4 protein-coding genes are annotated in these 2,881 nt (G+C 51.0%); 3 read left to right on the top strand and 1 reads right to left on the bottom strand.

Going from position 1 to position 2,881, the window contains the following annotated elements:
* On the top strand, positions 1-553 hold a 553-nt coding region (locus tag GEI7105_RS0117550), incomplete at its 5' end, for an RNA-guided endonuclease InsQ/TnpB family protein (RefSeq protein ID WP_035492560.1).
* Between the two features lie 281 nt (positions 554-834).
* Here GEI7105_RS0117550 and GEI7105_RS40535 read toward each other — a convergent pair.
* Positions 835-957 (bottom strand): hypothetical protein, encoded by a 123-nt coding sequence (locus tag GEI7105_RS40535; RefSeq protein ID WP_281167004.1) that lies wholly within the window; start codon positions 955-957, stop codon positions 835-837.
* Positions 958-962: 5 nt separating this feature from the next.
* On the opposite strand from GEI7105_RS40535, the gene GEI7105_RS0117560 reads away from it, so the two are divergent.
* Both GEI7105_RS0117560 and GEI7105_RS31080 read left to right on the top strand, forming a co-directional pair.
* Positions 963-1,910, top strand: coding sequence for a protease complex subunit PrcB family protein (locus GEI7105_RS0117560; protein WP_017661740.1), 948 nt, complete (start codon positions 963-965; stop codon positions 1,908-1,910).
* A 480-nt stretch (positions 1,911-2,390) separates the two neighbouring features.
* On the top strand, positions 2,391-2,881 hold a 491-nt coding region (locus GEI7105_RS31080; protein WP_017661741.1), incomplete at its 3' end, for an RNA-guided endonuclease InsQ/TnpB family protein.

Below are 2,881 nucleotides of genomic sequence, written 5' to 3' on the forward strand. Positions count from 1 at the left end.
GAAGGGGTCGAATTCCCGTCAAAAAGCCAGACGGTTGGTGGCGCGAGTTCACAATAAAATTGCTAACTCCAGAGCGGATTTTCTCCACAAGCTATCCCGCAAGATAGTCAATGAGAACCAAGTGATTGTGGTGGAAAATCTAGCCGTGAAGAACATGGTCAGGAATCACAGCCTCGCTAAGGCAATAAGCGATGTGGGCTGGGGAATGTTTTCGACCCTGCTCAAATACAAGGCCGAGGCGGAAGGAAAGGTCTATCTGGAAGTGGATCGATTTTTCCCCAGCACTCACCTCTGTTCTGAAACTCTATTGCCGTTACCCAAGATGGGACTCGACGTGCGATCGTTTGAATGTCCACATTGCGGGCAGATTCACGACCGAGACATCAATGCGGCAATTAATCTTAAAAACGAAGGCTTGCGGATATGGGCCTCGGGAACCGGGGCTTCTGCCAGTGGAAGGAATGTAAGTCCAAAGGGAGGTCGAATTCGTTCGACGCTTTCCGAGGCAATTCCCAGTGAAGCTGGAAGCCACTCATCAATCGCCTCGCGATGATGAGTGGTAGTTCACGCATCGAGCGAAAGAACTTCGATCTTCTGTGAGATGAGTTTTGCGATCTGGCTTTACCCCAAGGAACTTTAACATTGTGCGATGGATGAGGTCACGAGAAATGTAAATAAGTATCGATGCACGATTTTTGTGCTTTAAGGCATTTTTTCAGTTTAGCTTATAGATCTGCACTCAATTCATTTTTTACGCAATCTTCATTATCAAACTCAAAAAATAGAAATGAAACGAACGTCAAAAAACACAATAACCCGAGTGACAATATGTCATTAAAAACAGAGTTTTGCGGACGGATGCGCGATCGCCCCGAAACGCGATCGCCCTCGAACCGGAACATCAACCTCTAGAATTGGAGTCAAACCGATCGCGACTGTAGAGGTGGCCGATGCCAACAACGATGACTCGCTCGCTCTTTCTAACCCTTACCCTTTCCCTCACCACCGCGTTGTCCGTTTGTCCCGCCTACGCCGACACCGAACCCGTCGTTTGCGCGGCGACAGCCACACCAACCCACGTTCCTTGGGGAAGTCGTTACTCCTACTGGTTGCAAGGCGTTGCAGAATTCGACGAACAGGGGAGAATGTTACCCGTTCCCCTCGACCGCGCGTCAGATTGGTCTCTTTTTGTCACGAGCGCCCGCAATTCCGCCCCGACGCCTCTCGACCTCCTCGCGATCGATCCCGCCGAAGCTCCCAATTTTGCCTTTCCCGCCGTAACGTCCATTGAATGGGACAACCTCGACGAAGAACTCACCACCAACGTCACCAGCGTTTTTTCCGCCGAAGGCGTTAGTTACGGTCTGTTTCTCGCGATTCGCAATCCCCAACGCCCCGCCATACAACCGTTATTTCAAGTGATTCATTACCTCGCTCCAGATTTCGCGATCGTTTCAGACGCCTCGACTTGCTTTGTCGGCGTCACCGCTCCCGATATCGCCCGACCGACCGATCCCGGCGTGGTCGTCCCGTTTGAAACCCTCGATCGCGGGAGTTATAGCGGCATTAACCAACCTTTCGAGCGTGTCGTTAACGATAACTTGGCTTGGCGTAGCTTCTGGCGACAACTCAACGCCAACATCGACCCCACCCCCGACCTTCCCGAAGTGGATTTAAACGACAAAACCGTTATCGCCGTCGGCCTCGGCGATCGGGCCAGTGGGGCTTACAGCGTCGAAATCGATACCGTGCGTCTCGTCAACGGAACGGTCGTCGTCCACTACACCGAACGCCGCAGTTGCGGAGTCGCCACCGCCGCCATCACCCAGCCCTATCATCTTGTCTTACTCGATCGCACCACCGCCCCAGTCGAATTCCGTCGCAGCGTCGAAGCACCGGTTTGTCCGTAGGTTCACCGCCACGTACACCACATTCGGTCAAGGGTGCAGAGGGCAGAGTGTAGAGTGGGAATTCCTCTCGAACTCTACACTCTTAACTCTTGCGGGCACCTCGATTAATTCAAGCTTAATGAGAAAAAGGCTCTGCTATCGAGAATATAGAACGATATTTCAGGGGTTTCAGCCGTTGAGTTTTGCGTTAGAATCAATTTTTCGAGGTTCCCTTAGCCTGAAAGAGTTTCACTGCCAACGTACACCGCCTACTCCAAAGCCTTCTGGCTTTTTTAAAAAAATATAAATTTTTGTAAATATTTAGTACGATCGCCGTAAAAATCGCGTTTTTCCAGCGAGAGATATGTGGAAGCTTCCTACCAAGATCCGTCGCAGTGCTCCGCCCATAGCCGAGGGCTTGGGGGGTGGTGAAGCGACGGGAGGGAGTAGTTCACTTAAGCCTAGGAAACAAATATTTATTTCATAGGCTATAATAATTTCATGCTAAACATGACGTGGGAATTCAAGCTAGAGCCAACGGCGGAGCAGGTTTCAGACATCGAACACATTTTGGATGTGTGCCGCAATGTCTGGAATTTTGCCCTGCGGGAACGTAAGGATTGGCTAAATTCCCGAAAGTCGCCCGTGAATGCGTGTTCCATTCAGCAGGAATACATCTTGCCTGCGGATGCACCATTTCCCAGCTATGCGCGGCAGTGCAAGTCCCTAACTGCGGCCAAAGCTGAATACCCCCGATTGAAGACTGTCAACGCTCAGGTTCTTCAACAAGTCATCCGAAAACTGGAAGCCTCCTGGGAGTCGTGGCGGTTAAAGCGTTCGGGTCTTCCACGATTCAAAAAAAACAACCGGATGCGAAGCTTTGTCTTCCCCCAGATGCTCAAAAACTGTGTGTCTGACAAAGGGATTAAGTTGCCTCAGTTGGGATGGGTTCGGGTTCGGTGGTCGCGGAAAATTCCTGATTTATTCCAGGT

The organism is Baaleninema simplex PCC 7105 (assembly GCF_000332355.1).
Classification (GTDB): Bacteria; Cyanobacteriota; Cyanobacteriia; order Cyanobacteriales; family Geitlerinemataceae; genus Baaleninema; species Baaleninema simplex.

Bases quoted from the DNA above. Each gene is read 5' to 3' on its own strand.
- GEI7105_RS0117560 (WP_017661740.1), top strand. From the start codon at position 963: ATGACTCGCTCGCTCTTTCTAACCCTTACCCTTTCCCTCACCACCGCG.